General features: G+C 71.5%; 13 protein-coding genes. 7 read left to right on the plus strand and 6 right to left on the minus strand.

Annotated features, from left to right (window positions below; all coding sequences use genetic code 11):
• Nucleotides 1-66 precede the first annotated feature (66 nt).
• Both ACWGDX_RS28865 and ACWGDX_RS28870 read right to left on the minus strand, forming a co-directional pair.
• The gene (locus tag ACWGDX_RS28865) at nt 67-1,416 is read right to left on the minus strand and encodes a polysialyltransferase family glycosyltransferase (RefSeq protein WP_453630196.1); all 1,350 of its coding nucleotides are present in this window, start codon (nt 1,414-1,416) and stop codon (nt 67-69) included.
• Entirely contained in the window at nt 1,416-2,399 is a 984-nt protein-coding gene (locus ACWGDX_RS28870) for a glycosyltransferase family 2 protein (RefSeq protein WP_453630198.1), read from the minus strand. Before ACWGDX_RS28870 ends, ACWGDX_RS28865 begins: the two co-directional genes overlap by 1 nt.
• Before the next feature lie 187 nt (nt 2,400-2,586).
• On the opposite strand from ACWGDX_RS28870, the gene ACWGDX_RS28875 reads away from it, so the two are divergent.
• The 4 genes from ACWGDX_RS28875 to ACWGDX_RS28890 all read left to right on the plus strand — a co-directional run bounded on the left by ACWGDX_RS28875 (nt 2,587) and on the right by ACWGDX_RS28890 (nt 7,331).
• Complete coding sequence (locus tag ACWGDX_RS28875) at nt 2,587-3,912, plus strand: DUF6716 putative glycosyltransferase (protein ID WP_453630200.1); 1,326 nt, start codon at nt 2,587-2,589, stop codon at nt 3,910-3,912.
• A gap of 179 nt (nt 3,913-4,091) precedes the next feature.
• The gene (locus ACWGDX_RS28880; protein ID WP_363079768.1) at nt 4,092-5,306 is read left to right on the plus strand and encodes an acylneuraminate cytidylyltransferase; all 1,215 of its coding nucleotides are present in this window, start codon (nt 4,092-4,094) and stop codon (nt 5,304-5,306) included.
• A gap of 10 nt (nt 5,307-5,316) precedes the next feature.
• A complete protein-coding gene (locus ACWGDX_RS28885) occupies nt 5,317-6,252 on the plus strand; it encodes an N-acetylneuraminate synthase family protein (RefSeq protein ID WP_363079769.1) in 936 nt (311 codons plus the stop codon).
• Nucleotides 6,253-6,257: 5 nt separating this feature from the next.
• On the plus strand, nt 6,258-7,331 hold the full coding sequence (locus ACWGDX_RS28890; RefSeq protein ID WP_382856746.1) for a P-loop NTPase family protein: 1,074 nt from the start codon (nt 6,258-6,260) through the stop codon (nt 7,329-7,331).
• Nucleotides 7,332-7,432: 101 nt separating this feature from the next.
• On the opposite strand, the gene ACWGDX_RS28895 is transcribed toward ACWGDX_RS28890, so the two are convergent.
• Both ACWGDX_RS28895 and ACWGDX_RS28900 read right to left on the minus strand, forming a co-directional pair.
• Nucleotides 7,433-8,089, minus strand: coding sequence for a class I SAM-dependent methyltransferase (locus tag ACWGDX_RS28895; protein ID WP_453630203.1), 657 nt, complete (start codon nt 8,087-8,089; stop codon nt 7,433-7,435).
• Nucleotides 8,090-8,168: 79 nt separating this feature from the next.
• Nucleotides 8,169-8,669, minus strand: a complete 501-nt coding sequence (locus tag ACWGDX_RS28900) for a hypothetical protein (protein ID WP_453630205.1) — start codon at nt 8,667-8,669, stop codon at nt 8,169-8,171.
• 245 nt (nt 8,670-8,914) lie between these two features.
• Between ACWGDX_RS28900 and ACWGDX_RS28905 the strand changes: the two genes are divergently transcribed.
• The 3 genes from ACWGDX_RS28905 to ACWGDX_RS28915 all read left to right on the plus strand — a co-directional run bounded on the left by ACWGDX_RS28905 (nt 8,915) and on the right by ACWGDX_RS28915 (nt 11,495).
• Complete coding sequence (locus ACWGDX_RS28905) at nt 8,915-9,673, plus strand: DUF6879 family protein (RefSeq protein ID WP_453630206.1); 759 nt, start codon at nt 8,915-8,917, stop codon at nt 9,671-9,673.
• A gap of 15 nt (nt 9,674-9,688) precedes the next feature.
• Nucleotides 9,689-10,540 carry a helix-turn-helix domain-containing protein gene (locus tag ACWGDX_RS28910; RefSeq protein ID WP_453630208.1) on the plus strand — a complete coding sequence of 284 codons (852 nt, stop codon included), beginning with the start codon at nt 9,689-9,691 and terminating at the stop codon, nt 10,538-10,540.
• Between the two features lie 115 nt (nt 10,541-10,655).
• Entirely contained in the window at nt 10,656-11,495 is an 840-nt protein-coding gene (locus ACWGDX_RS28915) for a class I SAM-dependent methyltransferase (RefSeq protein WP_453630282.1), read from the plus strand.
• A 52-nt stretch (nt 11,496-11,547) separates the two neighbouring features.
• On the opposite strand, the gene ACWGDX_RS28920 is transcribed toward ACWGDX_RS28915, so the two are convergent.
• Together ACWGDX_RS28920 and ACWGDX_RS28925 are read right to left on the minus strand one after the other, a co-directional pair.
• Nucleotides 11,548-14,880: a tetratricopeptide repeat protein gene (locus ACWGDX_RS28920; protein WP_453630210.1), complete on the minus strand. Its 3,333-nt coding sequence runs from the start codon at nt 14,878-14,880 to the stop codon at nt 11,548-11,550.
• Complete coding sequence (locus tag ACWGDX_RS28925) at nt 14,877-16,820, minus strand: HSP90 family protein (protein ID WP_453630212.1); 1,944 nt, start codon at nt 16,818-16,820, stop codon at nt 14,877-14,879. Before ACWGDX_RS28925 ends, ACWGDX_RS28920 begins: the two co-directional genes overlap by 4 nt.
• Nucleotides 16,821-16,971 lie beyond the last annotated feature (151 nt).

Raw genomic sequence — 16,971 nt, forward strand, 5'->3', positions numbered from 1 at the left:
TCCCGGTGGCCCGCCCTCTTCGTGCTTCTCGTGCTTCTCGTTCTGCCCGCCGCGCCCCGCGGGGCGTCAGCGCGGGCTGACGCGCAGCACCGCCCGGCGCAGCCGCCGCGCCCGGCGCACCATCCGCTGGGCGGTCGCGTTGCGCGGAAGACGGTTCAGCTGCTCCGGGATACCGCCCGGCAGCCCGAGCGAGGTGAGCCGGCGCCGCTTGAAGTACCGCCAGGTCCGGTCGTCCAGCCGCTCCGAGAGATAGCGCTCGGCCGTGGGCCGCAGCTCCGGATACATCCGGTGCTGCATCGCGTAGCCGACGGCCGCGACCAGCTCCGCGAGCCGGGTCTCGGGCTCGTACGTCTCCTTGCCCTCCAGGGGCGGCACCAGCGCGTCCACGATCGTCAGCGGTACGCGGTTGCTGTTCTGGTACGGGGCGAGCCGCTCCAGCAGCAGATCCGTGCCCGTGCGCGCCACCGGGATGCCGTAGAAGGCGGAGGCCGTGAACAGCGCCGTCGAGAAGCATCCGACGACCAGCGCCGGCTTCAGCCGCCGGTACAGCACCTCGGCGAGCACCGGGGAGTCCAGGATGGTCAGCTCGGCGCCGAGCTTCTCCGCCTCGCGCTCCAGCCGCCGCGACCAGACGGCCGGCGCGGTGGGATGCGGCTTGAACACCACCTCGGTGTGCCCGAGGGCGACCGCCCCGCGCACCATCCGGATATGCAGCTCCTCCTCCTCGCGCTCGCTGATGATGCCCAGCGCGGAGAGGTACTGGCCGAGGAGCAGCGCCGGAGGCGCCGACGGTGTCCGGATCCCGGTCACGGCGTCGGAGAGCTGGTCCAGGACCCGGAGGAACGCGTCCGTCGGCACCAGCTCGGGCGCCACGCCGAACTCCGTCAGGAGCAGCGGCTTGAGTCCCGGTACGAGGTCGAGATGGAGCAGTCTGCGCACCCGGTCGCCGATGAGCGGATCGATCTTGTTACGGGTGGGCCCGTAGCTCATCAGCCCGTCCGCGTACACCTCGAGCGTCGCGTCGGTGAGGATCTGCGCGATCGCGAGGGCGGGGTTGACCTGGATCGACTCGACGATCAGCTCCACCCGGTCGTCGCCGAGCCGCCAGGCGAGCCGCAGATGCCGCTCCCACATGGGGATGTCCTCGGGGCGCGGCTCCCAGACCCCCGGATGCGAGGGCGCGATGGTCTCGTTCCACGACACGAGATCGTCGAACCGGTCACGGAGCTGTTCGAACCCCGGCATCTCGTTCACCGAGGGCGTCAGCTCGGGCGTACCCGCGTTGTTGCTGACGAGCAGCACCCGCCGGGCGGCCGGGCGGAAGAGACCGGCGTCGACGGCGGCGGCGAGGGTGGCGGCTCCGTAGAGCGTGGAGGCGCAGAAGATCTGCGTCGTCCTGCGGTCGGGCCGGTCCATCAGGCCGCCGCCTTTCCTGAGGAGGAGACCATCCGCCGACGCAGGCGGCGCAACTGGGCCGAGCGGTCCAGATCCATCGAGTCGAGTGCTTCTTTCAGAAGATCCTGGGGCAGCCGCTTCAGGGCGGCGGCGCTCATGGCACGCAATTGCTTCGCCACGGCCGGCTCGAACCGGTCCTTCGCCGCCAGATGGTGGGCGATGATGGCGCAGTACGTACGGACGGCCTTGGGCAGCAGACGGTCCGCCTCCCGGTCCTTCGAGGTCTCCTCGACGACCTCGTCGAAGGCCCGGATGAAATCGAGCTGGCGCACATCACCGATCTGGGTGAGGGACGAGGCGACCCCGCGCCGGTAGAAGACCCCGAGCAGTCCGACGGCGGCGAAGGACTCCGCCTCGCGGTGCAGCCGCCAGATCCACGGCCGGTCCTCGGCGGTCCGCAGCCCGTCCGTGAAGTGCACCAGACCACGGTCGACCAGCCGCCGGTGGTAGGCGCCGGCCCAGGCGAACGCGTAGTCGACCGAGTTCGTACGGTTCACGGGCAGGATCGCGTCGCGCGGGTTCAGCACCTCGTCGCGGCGGCCGACCGGGACCCGGTGGATCGTCCGCTCCCTGGCCGTGAACTGGACATGGTCGGTACGGATGAAGTCGACCCCGAGCTCCTCGATCGCGGCGACGAGCCGCTCGAAGTAGCCGGGCGCCACCCAGTCGTCGCCGTCCAGGAAGGTCACGTACTCGCCGTGCGAGGCGTCGAGTCCGGTGTTGCGTGCCGTAGCCAGTCCGCCGTTCTGTTCATGTCTGAGCAGGACCGCCCCTGGAAGATCGCGGGCGGCCTGTTCGAGAATCTCGGGGGTTCCGTCGGTCGAACAGTCGTCGACCAACAGGAACTCGAAGTCGTCGCGGCTGTTCGCGCGAAGGCTTCTCAGGGTTTCGAGGGCATATGTCTGCACGTTGTAGAACGGCACGACGACGGAGAGCTTGACCACGTCCAGAACGCTAGGCGGCACAAGACCATCCGTTCTGACATCTGGGCGTATGGAAGGTGAACGAAGAATGGCGGAACGGTGAAGCGCGGCTCTCCTGAGGCGACTTCGCCATCCGTAGATGTGTTGTTAACCCTTTATTGCCATTGAGTTCGGCCGACAAACGGAATCTCTTTCTAACGTCCTCGTCGTGCCATCACGTACCAACGAAGCGGTCCGGGTCGCAGTGCTCGCCGACTCCGACACCCGGTGGAAGTGGGGTGCGCTCACCGCGCGCCGCATCGCCCCGGAAGGCCGCTCCACAGAGCTGAGCGGCTATCTGCTGCGCGGCAGAGCCACGCCCACCGCCCGCCAGCTCGCCGAGGTCGGCGCGGACGCGGACGCGCTGCGTGAGGTGACCGGCACCGCGTTCCTCCAGACGCTGCGCGAGAAGGAGTACGACCTCGTCGTGCTCGCCCTGGTCGGAGGCGCCGTACAGGCCGTGCTCCACGGGATCGCCGCGCTGAACCTGGAGGTCCGGCCGGTCATCGTGACCGGCTATGTGGGCGTTGTCTACGAGAAGCTCTCGGACGGTCTGCTGCTCCGGCACGGCGCGGATGTCGTCCTCGCGAACTCCCGGTACGACGGCCAGCGCTTCCGCGCCGTGTACGAAGGCGTGGGCGCCGACGCCTCCTCCGTCACCGAGGCCGCGCTCCCCTTCCTCGGCGGTGAGCGCTATGTCCCCGAGGAGGGCCGTGACACGGTCGTCTTCGCCGCGCAGCCGTCCGTACCCGCGAACCGCGCCGACCGCGCCTATCTGCTGAAGCGCCTGGTCGAGCACGCCCGGCTGCACCCGCGCCGCGAGGTCCTGCTGAAGCTGCGCAGCAAGATCGGCGAGCACACCACCCATGTGGAGGAGTTCCCCTACCAGCGGCTCGCCGAGAAGGTCACCGGCGGTCTGCCGCCCAACTTCAAGCTGGTCTACGGGAACATGGGCGAGGTCCTCGACCGGACCGATCTGCTGGTCACCGTCTCCTCGACCGCGGCCCTGGAAGCCCTGCACCGGCGCATCCCCACCGCGATCCTCACCGACCTCGGGGTGCGCGAGCCGCTCGGCAACCACCACTTCATCGGCTCCGGCTGTCTGGCCTCCTGGGACGAGCTCGACAGCGGCGGACGCCCGCGCGCCGACGCCGTCTGGGCGGACCGCCAGGGCGTCGCGGCCGACGGCTCGTACTCCTCGTCCTTCGACACGGCGCGCGGACGGGTCGCCAAGCTGCTCGACGGGCCCGTGCTGCCGCCGCTGAGCCCGTACTACACGGCCACCACCGCGCCCGGCTATCTGCCGGGGCTCCTCGCCCGCTACCACCTCGCCCCCGACGGCACACCGCTGCCGTCGGCCGCCAAGGCCGCGGCGGGCGGCAACGGCGGGGTCCGCCGGGTGGTGCGCGAGGCGGTACGGGGAGCGGCGCGCGGCGCGTACCGGCACGGCGTGCAGCGCGTGGCCCCCGTCATCCGGCGTATGGGCGACCTGTGAGCCGCCGCCCCACCCAGCACCACCCGTACACAGCACCACCCGTACCACCCGCGTCACCGGCAGGAGAACAGCACCGAGCCGCGGCGGCGGAGCAGGAAGCACGAGCCGCAGCAGAGCAAGAAGCACGAGCCGCACAGCGACCAGCCGCGGAGGCAGCACCCGCGGACCAAGGAGTACAGATGACCGTCCTCGCGGTAATTCCCGCACGCGGCGGATCCAAGGGCGTGCCCGCGAAGAACCTCGCCCCCGTCGGCGGCGTCCCGCTCGTCGTACGCGCCGTCCGCGCGAGCCTCGCGGCCCGGCGCGTCACCGATGTCGTCGTCTCGACCGACGACGCGGCCATAGCCGAGGCGGCCCGCTCCGCCGGCGCCGAGGTCGTCCTGCGCCCCGCCGCGATCGCGGGCGACACCGCGACCAGCGAGGCCGCCGTCCTGCACGCGATGGACGCGTACGAGGCCATGCGCGGCGTGGCCGCCGACGTGGTGCTGCTGGTGCAGTGCACCAGCCCGTTCATCACGGCCGAGGACCTCGACGGCGTCGCCGGCGCCGTCACCGAGGACGGCGCCGACAGCGCGCTGACCGTCGCGCCCACGCACGGCTTCATCTGGCGCCAGGACAGCGCGGGCAGCGACGACTCCGGCGCCTCGGGCGGCTACGGCGTCAACCACGACAAGTCGAACCGGCCGCGCCGCCAGGACCGTCCCCAGGAGTATCTGGAGACCGGCGCCGCGTACGCGATGCGCGCCGACGGCTTCCGCGCCGCCAACCACCGCTTCTTCGGGCGTACCGCGCTCGTGCGGACCGACGCGGCCCGGGTGCTGGAGATCGACGATCCGCACGACCTGGCCCGCGCCCGCCTCCTCGCGCCGCTGCTCGACCCGGCCGTCCTGCCCACGTACGACGACGTCGACGCGGTCGTCCTCGACTTCGACGGGACCCAGACCGACGACAAGGTGATGGTCGACTCGGACGGCCGCGAGACGGTCGCCGTCCACCGCGGCGACGGACTCGGGATCGCCGCGCTGCGCCGCTCCGGCCTGGAACTGCTCATCCTCTCCACCGAGCAGAACCCGGTCGTCGCCGCGCGCGCCCGCAAACTCCAGGTGCCGGTGCTCCATGGCATCGACCGCAAGGACCTCGCACTGAAGCAGTGGTGCGACGAGCACGGGATCACGCCCGAGCGCGTGCTGTACGTCGGCAACGACGTCAACGATCTCCCGTGCTTCGGCCTCGTCGGCTGGCCGGTGGCCGTCGCGAGCGCCCATGACGCCGTACGCGCCGCCGCGCGTGCCGTCACCACGACCCCCGGCGGCGAAGGGGCGATCCGCGAGATCGCCGCCTGGCTCCTCGGTCCGGGTCTCCAGACCCCCCACACGAACACCCTCAACAAGTAAGGACCCACCCATGAGCACCGACGCCACCTCCCGCTTGCGGACTTTCGGCACGCGGACCGCCGGCCCCGGCCAGCCCGTCTATGTCACGGGTGAGATCGGCATCAACCACAACGGCGAGCTGGACAACGCCATCGCCCTGATCGATGTGGCCGCCGAGGCGGGCTGTGACGCGGTCAAGTTCCAGAAGCGCACCCCGGAGATCTGCACCCCGCGCGACCAGTGGGACATCGAGCGCGACACCCCCTGGGGCCGGATGACGTACATCGACTACCGTCACCGCGTCGAGTTCGGCGAGGACGAGTACCGCGCCATCGACGAGCACTGCAAGGAGCGCGGGATCGACTGGTTCGCCTCCCCGTGGGACACCGAGGCCGTCGCCTTCCTGGAGAAGTTCGACCTGCCGGCCCACAAGGTGGCCTCCGCCTCCCTGACCGACGACGAGCTGCTGCGCGCCCTGCGCTCCACCGGCCGTACGGTCATCCTCTCCACCGGCATGTCGACGCCGAAGCAGATCCGTCACGCGGTCGAGGTCCTGGGCAGCGACAACATACTGCTCTGCCACGCCACGTCGACGTACCCGGCCAAGGCCGAGGAGCTCAACCTGCGCGTGATCAACACGCTCCAGGCCGAGTACCCGAACGTGCCGATCGGCTACAGCGGCCACGAGACCGGTCTCCAGACCACCCTCGCCGCCGTCGCCCTCGGCGCCACCTTCGTCGAGCGCCACATCACCCTCGACCGCGCCATGTGGGGCTCGGACCAGGCCGCCTCGGTCGAGCCGCAGGGTCTCCAGCGCCTCGTCCGTGACATCCGCACCATCGAGGCGTCCCTCGGTGACGGTGTCAAGAAGGTCTACGAGTCGGAGCTCGGCCCGATGAAGAAGCTCCGCCGTGTCGCGGGCGTCGTCGCCGAGTCCGCGGAGTCCGCCGAGCCGGCGGCGGTCTGACGGCCATGACCGGTCCCAGCGGGGGCCGCCCCCCGCACCCTCGGGTGATCGCTTTTGTGGAGAGCCCCGTCCAGCTGCTCAATGTGCTGGAGTGGGCGCGCGCGAGCGCGACCGGTGACGCGCTCACCGTCGTCGTGCTCTCGCCCACCGATCCCATGTCACGCGGCCAGCTCCGGCGGATGGCGGAGCTGGCCCGCGACGAGGGCTTCACCGTGCGCTGGCAGGACGCGCGCGGTGGTGCGGGGGCGCCCCTGCGGACCGTACGGGAGCTGGCACCGCTGCTGCGGAAGGCCGGCAGGATCGTCATAGGCGATCCGTTCTCCCGTTATGTACAGCTCCTGCTGACCCTGGTCGGCACCAAGGAGCTGACGGTCGTGGACGACGGGACCGCGACCATGGAGTTCATAGGACAGATCGCCCGCGGTGAGCGGCTGGTGCGCTGGCACCGGCGCGGTGGCTCCCGCGGGCCCCGGGAGCTGGTGCTCGCACCCGTCACCGCCGCCGCGCGGCGCCGGCTGACCCCGTCCGGGGAGCGCCCGGTCGAGGTCTTCACCTCGATGCCCGTCGAGGACGTACCGGACGGCATCACCGTGACCGCCAACCGCTTCGAGTGGACCAGGGCCACCTTCGGGCCACCCCGGGTCCACGAGGGCGCGGACATGGTCGGCACGTCGCTGGTGGAGACGGGCGTGGTCGACGCGGACCAGTACCTCGCCGCGGTCGCCGCCCTGGCCCGTACCCACAACGCCACCCGCTACTTCGCGCACCGCCGCGAGAGCGCGGACAAACTCCACCGCCTGCACACGGCCACCGGCCTGGAGATCGTCCGCCCGGACCTCCCCCTGGAACTGATCGCCCGCCGGGGCCCGGTCGGCAGCACGATCCTGAGCTTCCCCTCCACGGTGGTCCACACCCTCCCCCTGGCCCTGGCGGGCACGGGCGTCCGCGTCGCGGTCTGCGACATCGCCCCGGAGTGGCTCAAGTCCTCGGCCTCTCCCCGCGCCCAGGGCTTCCTCTCGGGAGTCACGACCACGGCCCGCGACGTCCACAGACTCCCGAAGATGGCATCACCGGCGTAGCCCTGGGGAGTGGGGGCTGGGCGCTGGGGGCACGGGGAGCCGGGCAGGCGGGCGGCCGGGTCAGGGACGGCCGGGGCGGCTTCGCACGACACGGGAGCCGGTCACGGAGCGACCGCCCGGACCAGGAGTGTCCCGATGTGCCCGGCGTGAGGGGCGTCGAGGATCCGCGCCTCGGCCGTGGCGAACCCGGCCCGGGTGAGCAGGCGCTCCCATACGGCCGGACGGTAGCTGTAGCGGTAGGTGAACAGCGCCCTGCCCGCGAAGCCTCCCTTGTACATGCCTTGCGGCCCGTACGCGCCGGGGATGGCCGGAGGCTGGGAGAAGACGAAGACGCCGCCGGACCTCAGCCGCCGCCGTACGAGCGGCAGGAGGCGGCCCGGGTCGGTGAACCAGGCGGCTCCGAAGATGGAGTAGACGGCGTCGTACAGATCGTCGTGCTCGCTCAGATACTCCAGAACCTCGGCGCAGACGAACACCGCACCGGTGCCGGCCCACTTCGCGGTGGTCCTCCCGACCATGACGGGGGACAGATCGACGCCATGAGCGACGATGCCCAGCCCGGCGAGATGGGCGAGCGCGCGACCGGTACCGCAGCCGATCTCCAGCACGGACCGCGGCTCGCCGAGCAACTCCGCCCCGGGCCCGTGCCCGGCGTACTGGGTCCAGCCGAAGCCCGGCTCGGCGTCGTCCTTGAAGGCGGAGGAGGCGTAGGTGTCCCACAGCTCGGTCTCGGCGGCGATGTCGTGGTGTACGGGCAAGACGATTCCTCTTCACGGGGGCGGGCCCCCTGTCCCCCGGGGGACCGAGGACAGGAGGCCGACGCGGGTCGGGTCGGGTTCAGTGGCTGTCCGGGACCTTGTTGTCGCAGGGCGAGCAGTCCGTGCCGTCGATCGCCCACAGCTCTTCGTCGACGTCGAACCCGACCGATGTCAGGAAGTCCGCGGTGCGCAGACAGAGCCCGTCGCGGCGGCGCTCGACGAACGGGGAGTGGTGCTTGTAGCGGCCCTCGTTGTACGCGTCGCAGAGAGCCCACCACACGGGCGTGTCGAGGATGAGCTGGTGGACCCCGATGTCGACGAGCTTGCCCACCCCGAGGTGGACCCCGGGGTGTTCCATACAGCCGATGGTGTACATGACGGCATTGCCGAGGATGCGCTCGGCCATGTCGCGGACCATCGTGTGATCACGCAGCAGTAGGGCGACCTCGCGGTCCCACAGGGTCATACCGCTGTCCAGCACGTTGATCGTCAGGTGTTTGATGTGCGGCTGGACGGCGTTGAGCAGTTCCTTCGGCTCCCGCGTACGGGTGTTCGCGGGCCGATCGAGCGTGACGGTCATGGACATACTCCTTCGGGGGCAGGTTGTGCCGTGCCGGTCGGGTCGACTCCCGGGGGCTCATGTGCTGTGGCCATGAACGGGACTGTAGGGAGTGGGAGTTGGGGGACACCACAGATGTTGCGCGAAGTTGCTCTACCATGCGATGAGGTTGCTCAAGGTTGCTGATATGGGCCGACGGAACCCCGACGTCGGACGGTGACCTCCGGGAAGCTGGGCGGATCAGTCCCCGACGGAAGGACGTGATCATGGCTCGACGACTGCGATTCAACGGCACGGGCAGCGGGGTCAACGGGTGCCCGTCCATTCACGAAGACCTCGGCACGGGCGAGGTCGTCGTGCACGGCCCGGCCCTCACCGCCCCTGACGACATCGCCCAGCTACGGCACTTGAACGAGGGTGAGGTGCCCATCGTCGTGCCGCGCGAGTTGCTCGTCGACTTCGGTCCCAAGGAGGTCAGCCGCGTGCCGCACATCATCGGACTGGACGAGTTCGACCGGCTCTTCACGCGGTTTGAGCACACGGCCTGGCGCCTGGAGATCCGCACCCGGTACGCGTCCGACGAACCAACCGAGACCTACGCTCAGTTCACCCGGGGCGAGCCCGTCAACTGGGAGGGAGTCGATGCCGAATGGTGCGCGGAACGCCGCGAGCAGACCGCGCTCGGCAAGCGGTTCGAGCGCGTCCGTGTCGTCGACGCCCCGCCCTCGGCGGGCCAGCTCTATCTGCTCGACAACGCGCGCCGCAACAGCGCGGTCGGCGAGAAGATCTTCAGCCTCCAGCGCGCCGATGCCGAGCGGCTCGGCCTGCCCACCGAAGATTTCTGGATCTTCGACTCCCGGCTGGTGGCGCTGCTCAACTTCGACAACGCCGACAATCTGGTTGACGTCGAACTGATCACGGAGCCGGCGGCGGTTCTGCGATACGCCATGGCTCGTGACGCGGCGATGCATCACGCCATCCCGTACGAGGAATTCGCGGCCTGGTTGACCACGCGGGAGGAATGAGGCAGGTGTGTACCGGTGAGCACGGACTATCAGCAGGCACGGGAAGCACTTGGGGTGCAGCTGCGCGAACTCAGGCTCTCAGCTCCTGGTGGCAGGCTCACCGGCACGCAGCTCGCCGAGCGGTACGGCTGGCACAAGTCCAAGGTCAGCAGGCTGGAGAACGGCAGGCAGACCCCTACGCCCGATGACCTTCGCAGATGGGCCGAGGCAACCGGTCGGCCCGAGGCGTACGACGAACTGCTCGCCCGCCTCCGCGGCTTCGAGTCTCACATCCGGTCATGGCGGCGACAACTGGCCTCCGGACACAAGGCGGTTCAGGACACCCATCTGAGCGCTCATGCCGACGCCTCTGTGTTCCGGGGCTGGGAGTCCTCCATGATCTTCGGGATTCTCCAGACGCCGGACTACGCCCGGTCGATCTTCACGAGATACGCGGAGCTGCAGCGATCGCCGCGCGACACCGAGGAGGCGGTGCGGTCCCGCATGAAGCGACAAGGGGCGCTGTACGACTCCTCGAAGCGTTTCCACCTCATCCTGTGGGAAGCCGCCCTTCGTGCCTTGATCTGTCCGCCCTCGGTTCTCGCGGCCCAGCTCGACCGCCTGGCAGGAGCCGTCGGCCTGGACACGGTGGAACTGGGGATCATCCCGCTGTCCGCCTCCCTCAAGGTCCCTCCGTCCACCGCCTTCTGGATCTACGACGACCGCCAGGTGATCGTCGAGAACTGGCACGCGGAGTTGTGGATCGACGACGAGACCAGTGTGGACACCTACCTGCGGACCTGGAAGACGCTTCGGGAGTCCGCCGCGTACGGCGTTGACGCGCGCGATCTCGTCACTGCGGCACGACGAGCGTTGAACCTGCCCTGAGGCCGCCGTATCTCGCCCGACCTCGGTCCCCGGATGGCGCGGGGGCGTCGCTGTACGATCCGGTTCCGGCGGGGCCGGGCGAGGCCGGGCCGGGGCGTGGCGGGTGGGGGTCGTGGTGGTTGAGGGGTGGGAGTGGGACGACACGTTGTTTCTGGGGGCCGCTCCGTACTACCGGCGCGGGAGGCTGCCGTACGCGCCCGGGTTCGCGGAGCGGCTCGCTGAGGTGCTCGGGCTGGACGGGCGGGGGCGGTTGATCGATGTGGGGTGTGGGCCGGGGACGCTCGCGCTGGGGCTGGCGGGGTTCTTCGACGGCGTGGTCGGGGTGGACCCGGACCGGGGGATGATCGCCGAGGCCGAGCGGCAGGCCGCGACGGTGGGCGTGGCCGCGCGTACCCGGTGGGTCCGGGCTCGCGCCGAGGAACTTCCCGCCGGTCTCGGGACCTTCACAGCGGCGACTTTCGGCCAGTCCTTCCACTGGATGGACCGCGATCTCGTCGCGGCCAGGGTCAGGGACATGCTCAGACCCGATGGAGCGCTCGTTCATGTCTCGGATCTCAAGACGGAACGGCTGAGCGCCGACGGGCTCCCGTATCCGGCGGTTCCCTCTGCCGCGATCGGGGATCTGACCAGGCGCTATCTCGGACCGGTCCGGAGAGCCGGCCGTGGCGTGCTCCCGTACGGAACCCCCGGCGGCGAGGCCGCCATACTCACCCGGGCGGGCTTCACCGGCCCCCGGCGCTATGTCGTACCCGGCGGTCAGGCGCTGGAGCGTACCCGCGACGACATCACCGCGTGGGTGTTCTCCCTGTCGGCCTCCGCGCCGCATCTGTTCGGTGAGCGCCTCGGAGCATTCACATCGGACCTCGGCCGACTGCTCCGGGAACACTCCGCCTCGGGCCGCTTCTCGGAGCGTCAGCCGAGCACCGAGATCTTCATCTGGCACCCACCCGTCTGACGGGAGCGGAACGGCACCGGCCGGTCGTGGTGACCGGCCGGTGCCCCGGGGATCAGCCCTGCTGGGTGAGCTGCTTGAGCGTGAGCTCCAGACGCGGCAGCAACGCGCGCGCGTCGTCCGTGTCCAGCGCGGTCACCTCGTCGATCAGCGTCCGCAGCCGGGCGGCGCCGTCGTCGGCGCGGTCCATCTCCTGCTCGGTCCAGGCCATACGTACGGCACAGCGGACCCGCTCGTCCACGACGCCGGCGCCGAGCGCGGCGAACGCCGACTCCGCCCGCCCCAGCAGCCGCAGCGCCTCCTCGCGCACACGGAGGGCATCGGCCCGCTCATCCTGCTCGGCCTGGTCAGGCTGCTTATCCGCGTCCCTCCCGGCCGCCCCGTTCTGGCCGTCCTCCGGCGCTTCCTCCTCGTCCTCGTCCTCCTCCTCGTACAGACCGTTCAGCAGCAACTCGCCCGTCTGGGACCACGTACGCGCCCGCTCCAGCCGGTGTCCCTCGCTCTCGCCGTCGACGGCCGCCAGCGCCTGTGCCATCAGCTCCTCCGCCGACTCCCGATCGCCCGCCCGGACCTCCAGCCAGGCCAGGGAGCGCAGGGCCCGCGCGGCGGCGACCGGCTCGCCCAGGCTCCGCCACAGCTCGATGGCCCGGTGGTACGCGGCCACCGCCTCCTCGCGCAGGCCCGCCTCCGACAGACACTCGGCGGCGAGCGTGGCCAACTGCGCCTGCGGACGGTCGTCCTCCCAGCCCCCCACCACCTCGGCGGCGAGCAGATACTGCTCCGCCGCGGCCCGCTGGTCGCCGAGCGCGCGCAGATTCCGCCCGAGCGTCTCCCGGGCCCGTACGGTCTGCCCCTGACCGTGTTCCAGCAGATCCGGCAGCGCGGACTCCAGCACTTCGGCCGCCTCGGCATGGCGCCCGGTCTCGCCGTAGGCCTGGGCGAGAAGCAGCCGGGCGTACGCACCCGCGCCCGCCGACTGCCCCGCCGCGTCGAGCCAGTGGGCCGCTTCGAGCGCGTACTCCGCGGCCTCGGCCTCCTTGCCGTCCTGCTGATACAGGGCATCCGCCAACGTCAGCCGCAGATGACCCAGTTCGTCCGCCTCCACCAGCTCCGCGCCATGCTCCAGCGCGGCGCGCGCCGGGCTCTCGGCCTCCTGCGGCCGGCCCAGCATGAGCAGCAGCCGTGCCCGCTGGGCGAGCGGTTCGGCCGCCTCCCACGGGTAGCCTCCGTCGACAGCGCGCCGCGCGGCCGATACGAACAGCGCGTCCGCCCGGTCGGTGTCGCCCTCCCGCCACGCGTGCTCGGCGCGCAGAGCCTCGGCATCACTGAGCAGATCGGCCAGGTTCGCCGGGTCGCCGGGACGGCGCGGGTCGCCGGGGGCGCTGGGTCCGCCCGGTCCCGCCGGTCCGGCCGGTTCGCCGGGGGCGCCGCCCTCGTCCGTCGGCGCGGTGGAGAACTCCGCGACGAAAGCCGCCAGCTCCGCGTCCGTACGCGCGTGACCATGGGCGGCGGTGCTGTGACCACCGCTCCCGTGGTCCGCGTCGCCGTGCTCCTCGTGCTGATGGCGCAGGGTCGGGCCGAGCCTGATGGTGTTCAGGGCGACCGTCGCGATCCGCCGTGTCCTCGTCGGATCCGTGAGCGGCAGTGCTCGTGCCGACGCCTCGGCCGTCGCCAGCAGCGCCCGGATCTCCCCGGGCGACGCGCCCGCGCGGGCCGCCATGTAAGCGACGCGCAGTTCGTTGAGCGCGGCGCGGCTGGGCTCGCCGGCGGCCCGATAGGCGACGACGACCTCTTCGAAGAGCGCGCGGACGGTCTTCTCGCCCGCACCGCCCGCACCGCTGGTACCGGCCGTACCACCCGCACCGCTGGCACTGCCCGCACCGCTGGTACCGGCCGTACCACCCGCACCGCCCGCAGTCGTACCAGCTGCGTTACCCGAGTTACCCGCGCGAATCGCCCCGCGCTCCAGCAACTCGGCCGCGAGCAGCGGGTCGGCCGTCACGCCGTCCCGCGCGAGCCGGGACACGATCCGGTCCCACGCGCCCGACGTACCAGGGTGTCCCTGGTCGCGCAGCTCACGGGCCTCGGCGACCAGCTCCGGCACCGTCCGTACGGTGCCCGCCCCGGAGGCCGTGCCCGCCGCCGTCCGCGAGCCGGCCTCCGCAGCGCCGGCCCCCGCGGCGCCGGCCCCCGCGGCGCCGGCCTCCGCAGCGCCAGCCCCCACAGCGCCGGCCCCCGTCGCGGAGGTCGCCGCCGCCCCGGCCGTCGTCAGCGTGGCCGCCCGCACCCCCAGCGGCAGTGCGCCGAGGAGCGGTTCGCACTCCAGCCTGCTCTTCAGCAGGCCCGAGACGACATCACTGCCGTTGCGCGCGTCGAACCTCGCCGCGATCGACGCGGCCTCCGCGTCCAGCAGGTCGTGCAGCTCGCGTACCGTACGCCGCTCTCCCGCCATCGGGACCGCGGGCTGCGTGTCCAGACCGAGCGCCAGCAGACGGCGCAGCAGGGTGAGCGCGCCGGTGAACAGCTCAAGCCGCGAGTACGCGTTCCCGTCGGAGGACAGATGCTGGGCGTGCTCGGCGAGTAGTTCGAGCCCCCGGCCCTCGTTGCCGGTCAGCGCGCAGAACTCGATGTGCCTGCCGATGGACGGCAGCAGGCTTTCGTTGCCCCGGGCCATGCGGTAGCCCCGCAGATGGTTCGCGCGCGCCTCCTCCGGCCGGCCCGTCCGCACCAGCGGCAGCAGCGACTTGGCGAGCACCCGGTGCGGCTCCTCCGCGCAGTGCGAGCGGTCCGCGAGGACCGGCTCCCAGATGCCCAGCGCCTTGTCGTCCTGCCCCTGGCTCATCCAGTAGGTGCCCTGGTCGTTCAGCTCGCAGGCATGGCAGTTGGCCATCCGGTCGCGCTCAGCGGCGGTCCACGCCTCGAACGCCCGCGCCGTACGCCCGGTGTCACCGGTCTGCTCGGCGAGGTCGAACTCGGCCTGGCGCACGGCCCGTTCGGTGAAGCCCGCCGTCCGGTACCGGCGTTCCATCTCGGCGAGCCACTGCTCCATGGTCGCGAGCGGGATCTCGGGCAGCGACAGCATCCCCGAGCTGACCCACTTGAACATCCAGTGGAAGGTATGGGTGTCCGCGCCGTCGAACGCGGACGGGTCCGCGTCCCACTCCTGGAGCAGCCGGGCGAACGGCACCAGCATCTTGCCCCGCTCGGTGCTGTACTCGTACGCCTGGATCAGGCCGAACAGCGCCGCACGGAGCAGATCGCGGTCCCCGGTCGACTCGGCCGCCGCGGCGAGCTCCTCACCGCGCGCGTTGCGCAGCGGGCCGTTGGGCGCGGACCGGTTCTCCCACAGGGCCCGGCGGATCTCCTCGGGCGAGAGACTGGTGGTCACTTGTCGTCCTCCTCGGTGACGGCCGGCCGGTTGCCCTCCGGATCCGGAGCCGCGGCCACCGGATGCGTGGCCCACTCCAGGAGGCCGAGGAAGGCCCGGTTGAGCAGTGAGGTGTCCGCCGGGCGCAGCGGACGCTGGGCCATCAGCAGCGCCTGTCCGTACAGCGATTCGACCGCCGTCCCGGCCAGCTCGGCATCGCTGATCGCCGCGATCCGCCGCACCAGCGGGTTGTTGTGGTTGAGCACCAGCCGGGCACGCGGGGCGGAGCCGCGCAGCGCGCCGAGGATGCCCGTCCAGAGACTGTCGGCGCTCTCCTCCGCCGCCGCGCGGTCCCGTTCGTGGCGGGCCGCGCGGTCGTCGAGGAACAGCGCGGGCACGGTCACGGGCTGGAAGGAGCGCAGCGCCACATCGCAGCCGAGCGGGTCGAGCCGGGTCCTGGCGGTGGCCAGGAAGGAGGCCAGGGCCAGCTCCTGCCGGGGCTCGACCGGGTCGAGATGCGCGGTGACGGCTCCGGCGTCCAGCTCACTGATGGTGACGTCCTCCCTGATCCGCGGGAGCAGCGCGATCAGATCGGCGTCATAGGTGTATCCGCCGTTGACGATGCCGAGGCCGTGTGCGGCGGCGATGGGCGAGACCTGGCGGAACTCCTCCACCGTACGGGTGAAATGGACCTCGGGGTGCGCGCGGACGAACTCGTCGAGCGTGACCCGGCCGTCGCTGGTCTCGAAGGGCAGCCACGGCAGCATCAGCGCGAAGAGCTCCGCGTCGTGCCGGGCCATGGACTTCACACCCAGGTGGTGCACGCCGAGGAACGCCGCCAGCCGGTCGGGGTCGCCCGCCGCCAGCTCGGCCAGCCACTCACGGATACGGGCGCCCAGCGCCTCGCGTACGGCGGCGAGCGTCTCGTCGTCGTACAGATTCTCCCGGGACGCGGTGGGGCGCAGCGTGTCGGTGTCGAGGACGACCCGGACGAAGAACGCCCAGTCCGGCAGCAGATTGTCGGCCCGGCTGGTGAGCAGCATGCCCTTGAGATAGACCCGGTGGGCCGCGCGCTGGGCGGGACTGGTGGCGTCGGGCAGGACGTACGCGACGCCCCGCACCCCCGCGACGGGAAGGTCCAGATCGATCGAGTCGAGAGGGCTGAACCCGAAGACGCGCGCGCAGTGCCCGGCGAGCGCGACCCGGCGCGCGGTGGGCGTCGGATACGAGCGGTCCCAGACGGCGGGCCGCTCGGTCAGCGGCCGGTCGGTGACACCGGGGCCGGTGAAGGTGACCTCGTGGGAGAGCAGCGAGCCGTAGTCCGCGGCCAGTTCGGCGATGCGCCGCGGCTCGGTCCACTCCTCGGCGCCGGGCCTGGGCTCCAGCCGGACGGTCGTACCGGGCTCGGGGCGCGCCTCGTGCGGCAGCGTCCGTACGGTGTACGAGCCGTCGTCGCTCGCGAGCCACTCGACGGGCGGCGCGTCGGGCGTACGCGCGGAACGCGACACGACCCGGATCCGCCGGGCCACCACGAAGCAGGCGAGCAGCCCGATGCCGAACTGCCCGAGGAACTCGTGCCGGGCGTTCTCCAGGCTGTCGCGCTTCGAGCTGCGGCCGATGGTGGCGAGCAGCGTGTGCACCTCGTCGGAGGTCAGCCCGATGCCGCTGTCCTCGATGACGACCGCGCCGTCGGTGGCGGTGAGCCGGATGCGGGCGGGCGCGGCGGGATCGTGGGCGAGCCGCGCGGTGACGGCGTCCACGGCGTTCTGGAGGAGCTCGCGCACATAGACGCGCGGGCTGGAGTAGAGGTGATGGGAGAGCAGATCGACAAGGCCCCGCAGATCCACCTGGAACGTGTTGACGGGCGGCACGGGCGGCACGGGCGGCACGGGCGGCACCTGCGCGACGGGCGGAACGGGCGGGATCGGCGGGACGGACGGCACGGGCGAGTGAAGGTTCATGGAGTCTCAAGGGGGCGACCTCACGGCCCCGGATCGGCGGCCGCTGGCGCGGGTCGGGCGATCGCGGGGTCCCCCCCTCACGAATCGCGATGGCCCCGGCCCTGACCTCGACGGCACACACAGGTGCCCACCACCGAGCTGGACTGGGAAG

Source organism: Streptomyces sp. NPDC055025 (genome assembly GCF_053608565.1).

Coding starts and splice junctions, on each gene's coding strand:
- ACWGDX_RS28885 (WP_363079769.1), top strand. CDS start 5,317: ATGAGCACCGACGCCACCTCCCGCTTGCGGACTTTCGGCACGCGGACC.
- ACWGDX_RS28890 (WP_382856746.1), top strand. CDS start 6,258: ATGACCGGTCCCAGCGGGGGCCGCCCCCCGCACCCTCGGGTGATCGCT.
- ACWGDX_RS28880 (WP_363079768.1), top strand. CDS start 4,092: ATGACCGTCCTCGCGGTAATTCCCGCACGCGGCGGATCCAAGGGCGTG.
- ACWGDX_RS28925 (WP_453630212.1), bottom strand. CDS start 16,820: ATGAACCTTCACTCGCCCGTGCCGTCCGTCCCGCCGATCCCGCCCGTT.
- ACWGDX_RS28905 (WP_453630206.1), top strand. CDS start 8,915: ATGGCTCGACGACTGCGATTCAACGGCACGGGCAGCGGGGTCAACGGG.
- ACWGDX_RS28900 (WP_453630205.1), bottom strand. CDS start 8,669: ATGACCGTCACGCTCGATCGGCCCGCGAACACCCGTACGCGGGAGCCG.
- ACWGDX_RS28865 (WP_453630196.1), bottom strand. CDS start 1,416: ATGGACCGGCCCGACCGCAGGACGACGCAGATCTTCTGCGCCTCCACG.